This is a genomic window from Polaromonas sp. P1_E3, from assembly GCF_056405935.1.
Window position 1 is genome coordinate 1 of record NZ_JBFUBD010000238.1, and the last position, 4262, is coordinate 4262.

General features: G+C 62.0%; 5 protein-coding genes and 1 pseudogene. All 6 read left to right on the forward strand.

Annotation, left to right across the window (positions count from 1 at the left end):
- Nucleotides 1-248: hypothetical protein (locus AC1D0Z_RS16735; protein ID WP_477659346.1), on the forward strand; the 248-nt coding region annotated here is incomplete at its 5' end.
- Nucleotides 245-1777, forward strand: coding sequence for a nitrate reductase subunit beta (gene narH, locus AC1D0Z_RS16740; RefSeq protein WP_477659347.1), 1533 nt, complete (start codon nucleotides 245-247; stop codon nucleotides 1775-1777). The genes AC1D0Z_RS16735 and narH, both read left to right, overlap by 4 nt.
- 2 nt (nucleotides 1778-1779) lie before the next feature.
- Nucleotides 1780-2487 carry a nitrate reductase molybdenum cofactor assembly chaperone gene (gene narJ, locus AC1D0Z_RS16745; protein ID WP_477659348.1) on the forward strand — a complete coding sequence of 236 codons (708 nt, stop codon included), beginning with the start codon at nucleotides 1780-1782 and terminating at the stop codon, nucleotides 2485-2487.
- Entirely contained in the window at nucleotides 2484-3206 is a 723-nt protein-coding gene (narI, locus tag AC1D0Z_RS16750; protein WP_477659349.1) for a respiratory nitrate reductase subunit gamma, read from the forward strand. The genes narJ and narI overlap by 4 nt, the downstream gene beginning before the upstream one ends.
- 25 nt (nucleotides 3207-3231) lie before the next feature.
- Entirely contained in the window at nucleotides 3232-4092 is an 861-nt protein-coding gene (locus tag AC1D0Z_RS16755; protein ID WP_477659350.1) for a peptidylprolyl isomerase, read from the forward strand.
- Nucleotides 4089-4262: pseudogene (locus tag AC1D0Z_RS16760) on the forward strand (carbonic anhydrase); the annotation flags it as partial. The gene AC1D0Z_RS16755 and the pseudogene AC1D0Z_RS16760, both read left to right, overlap by 4 nt.

A 4262-nucleotide genomic window follows, 5' to 3' on the forward strand; every position in this document is an offset into this window, starting at 1 on the left:
CCCCGGGCTCGGAGATCACCGGTCAGCGTGGCGGCATCCACAACTCGGTCACGCGCATCGTGCTCAAGCCGACCCACATGATTGGCGGCTACGCGCAGCTTTCCTACGGTTTCAACTACTACGGAACCATAGGCACCAACCGCGACGAATTCGTCGTGGTGCGCAAGATGGACAAGGTGGACTGGCTGGACACGCCGCGCGATGACGACAAAGCGTTTGCCGTGCAGCAAATGGGAGAAGCAGCATGAAAGTACGCGCACAAATCGGCATGGTGCTAAACCTGGACAAGTGCATCGGTTGCCACACCTGTTCGGTCACCTGCAAAAACGTCTGGACCAGCCGGCCCGGCATGGAATACGCCTGGTTCAACAACGTCGAAACCAAGCCCGGCATTGGTTACCCCAAGGAGTGGGAAAACCAGGACAAGTGGAACGGCGGCTGGATACGCAAGGCCGACGGCTCCATCGAACCGCGCCAGGGTGGCAAGTGGAAGCTGCTGATGCGCATCTTCTCCAACCCGAACATGCCGCAGATTGACGACTATTACGAGCCCTTCACTTTCGACTACGACCATTTGCAGTCGGCGCCCGAGATGAAGGCCGCGCCGACCGCGCGGCCACGCAGCCTGATCACCGGCAAGCGCATGGAAAAAATCGAGTGGGGCCCGAACTGGGAAGAAATCCTCGGCGGCGAATTCTCCAAGCGCAGCAAGGACGCCAACCTGGCGAACTTCGACCAGGTCCAGAAAGACATGGTCGGGCAGTTTGAAAACACCTTCATGATGTATTTGCCGCGCCTGTGCGAGCATTGCCTGAACCCGGCCTGTGTGGCGTCCTGCCCTTCCGGCTCGATCTACAAACGCGAGGAAGACGGCATTGTGCTGATCGACCAGGACAAGTGCCGCGGCTGGCGCATGTGTGTCTCTGGTTGTCCGTACAAGAAGATCTATTACAACTGGAAGAGCGGCAAGGCCGAGAAATGCACCTTCTGCTACCCGCGCATCGAAGCCGGCCAGCCGACAGTCTGCAGCGAAACCTGCGTGGGCCGTATCCGTTACCTCGGTGTGGTGCTGTATGACGCTGACCGCATCCAGGAAGCGGCAAGCGTGGAAGACGACAAGGACCTGTACCAGGCCCAGCTCGACATCTTTCTGGACCCGAACGATCCGAAGGTGATTGAACAGGCGCGCAACGACGGCATCCCTGAAGCCTGGCTGGAAGGCGCACGCCGCAGTCCCGTCTACAAGATGGCGGTGGAATGGAAGGTGGCGCTGCCGCTGCACCCCGAGTACCGCACGCTGCCCATGGTCTGGTACGTGCCGCCGCTGTCGCCGATTACCTCGGCGGCCAACGCCGGCCATATTGGTGTCAATGGCGAGCTGCCAGACATTGCGCAAATGCGCATTCCCGTGCAGTACCTGGCTAACCTGTTGACGGCGGGTGACACGGCGCCGGTGATCCGTTCGCTGCAGCGCATGCTGGCCATGCGCTCCTACCAGCGCAGCAAACATGTAGACCAGGTGCAGAACCTCGCAGTGCTGGAGCAGGCCGGACTGACTGTGGCTGAGGTCGAGGAGATGTACCACATCATGGCGATTGCCAACTACGAAGACCGCTTCGTGATTCCGACCACCCACCGCGAATACGCCGAGAACGCGTTTGACATGCGCGGCGGCTGCGGCTTTACCTTCGGCAACGGGTGCTCCGACGGCGCCAGCGACGTCAGCCTGTTCGGCGGCAACAAGAAACGCACTATTCCCATCAAGGCGGAGGTCTGATCATGGCACTTTTCAACAACACCCCCGCTGTGGCTTCAAAAAGCCTGCGTGTGCTGGCCCGGCTGCTTGCTTATCCCGACGCCGAGCTGCGCAACCACGTAGGGTCGCTGCGCGAGGCACTGCACGAAGAGCGTGCCCTGGAGCCGCAAAGGCTGGCCGAGCTGGACGCCCTGATTGAAGCGCTCGCGCGAGCACCGGCGCTTGAGACCGAGGCGGCTTATGTCGAGTTGTTCGATAGGGGCCGCGCCACATCGCTGCACCTGTTCGAACACGTGCATGGCGACTCGCGTGACCGCGGGCCGGCCATGATTGACCTGGCGCAGACCTATGAGAAGGCCGGCATGTACCTGGCCGAAGGCGAGATGCCGGACTTCCTGCCGGTGGTGCTCGAATTCACCTCGACCCAACTGCCGCGCGAGGCGCGCGAGTTTCTGGCCGAGATGGCGCATATCTTCAACTCGATTTTTGCAGCGCTGCAACAGCGCGAAAGTGCCTATGCCTCTGTGCTGGGCGCCTTGCTGGAGCTGGCCGGGGAGAAGGCCCAGCCGGTCCAGATTGCAGCGGAAGAGCCTATCGACACGGTCTGGGAAGAGCCGGTCGTCTTTGACGGCTGCTCGTCCAAGGGCCAGGCCAGGCCGGACCAGCCGCAGCCCATCCATATCGTGCCCCATGTGCGCAAGGCACGGCCCGCCCAAGGAGTACAAGCATGAGCCCCGGACTTCACGGATTTCTTTTTGGCGTCTACCCCTACATCTGCCTGACGGTGTTCCTGCTCGGCAGCCTGATCCGTTTCGACCGCGACCAGTACACCTGGAAAAGCGACTCGTCGCAGCTGCTGCGCACCGGCCTGCTGCGCTGGGGCAGCAACCTGTTCCATGTGGGTATCCTGTTTCTGTTTTTTGGTCACTTGGTCGGCCTACTGGCACCGCACGCGTTCTACGCCCATTTCCTGGAAGCGTCGGTCAAGCAAAAGATCGCCATCTACTCGGGCGGTGCTTTCGGCATCCTGTGTTTTATCGGGCTGTCCATGTTGATCTATCGCCGTGTGTTTGACCCACGCATCCGCTATACCAGCCACAGAACCGACCTGGCCATCCTGTTGATTTTGTGGGTGCAACTGGTGGTCGGCTTGATTACCCTGCCCTTTTCCTGGGCGCACTCCGACGGCAGCGTGATGCTGATACTGGCCGACTGGGCGCAGCGCATCCTCACCTTGCGCGCGGTGGATTCCGCGGTGCTGGCGGGCCTGCCCTGGCCCTATCTGCTTCACCTCGTATTCGGGATGACCATCTTCCTGCTGTTCCCATTCAGCCGCCTGGTGCATGTGTGGAGCGGCTTCGCGTCGGTCGGCTACCTGCTTCGCCCTTACCAGGTCGTGCGCAGCCGCCGGCTTGGCGTTCCCCGGGCCAAGTCGCCCGGCGCTCCTTGACCTCACCATGAACCAGGGACTCTCCATGACCAGTCAAACGCTTTCTTCACCCGCCGCGGCCCAAGGCTGCGGCAGCGATTCCTGCCAATGTGCTTCTGCGCCAGCCCAGCCCGCCGTGCCAGACGCGCTGGTCAATGGCATCGCCCTGCATGCGAGCGGGCAGCGCCCGGACACGGCGACGCTGCGCGAGCTGGCCTACACCGAACTGCTACGCCAGCAGGCGGTGACGCAAGGTCTGCTGCCGCGCCACACCGGCCTGACCGCCCCGGAACTGGGCCAGGCTGAACGCGAAATCATCGAGGCCATGGTGGACCGCCAGGTAGTCAGTCCCCTGCCTGGCGACGAAGAAGGCCGGCGTTATTACGAGGCCCACAAGGCGCAATTTCTGGTGGGCCAGGCGCTGCATGTGCGGCATATCCTGTTTGCCGTCACGCCCGGTGTCAACGTCCAGGCACTGACCGTGCATGCCGAACGCGCCTTGCTGGAGCTGTCGCACAAGGGCGTCGCTCCGGAGCGTTTTGCCCAGCTGGCCGCTGAACTCTCCAACTGCCCGAGCAGCACGCAGGGCGGTGACCTCGGCTGGATCACGCCGGACGACTGCGCACCCGAACTGGCGACGGAACTGTTTCACCTGCAGCACGCGCAAACCGGCACCGGCGTGCATCCGCGCCTGTTCCACACACGTTTTGGCTTTCACATCGTCGACGTGCTGGAGCGCCGCAGCGGCACCCAGCCCGCCTACGAAGAAGTGCGCGAGCGCATTGCCGCGCTGCTGACTATGCAGTCGCGCGCCAGGGCTTTGCATCAGTACATGAGCCTGCTCATTGGAGAGGCAGACATTGAAGGTATTGCTCTTGAGGGAGCGGATTCACCTCTCGTGCAATGAACAAAAAAAAAGCCGCACCCACCGACGAGCTCTTGTTGCGTTTGCGGCGTTTTCACTCCGACTATTTCCCCCTGCATCAACAGCGCTTCCAGGACCTGGTGGCACAGGGCCAGCATCCAAAAACCCTGTTCATTGGCTGCTCGGACTCGCGTGTGGTGCCCTACCTGCTG

Excerpts from the sequence above, each read along its gene's own strand:
- narH (WP_477659347.1), top strand. The coding sequence starts at position 245 with ATGAAAGTACGCGCACAAATCGGCATGGTGCTAAACCTGGACAAGTGC.
- narJ (WP_477659348.1), top strand. The coding sequence starts at position 1,780 with ATGGCACTTTTCAACAACACCCCCGCTGTGGCTTCAAAAAGCCTGCGT.
- narI (WP_477659349.1), top strand. The coding sequence starts at position 2,484 with ATGAGCCCCGGACTTCACGGATTTCTTTTTGGCGTCTACCCCTACATC.
- AC1D0Z_RS16755 (WP_477659350.1), top strand. The coding sequence starts at position 3,232 with ATGACCAGTCAAACGCTTTCTTCACCCGCCGCGGCCCAAGGCTGCGGC.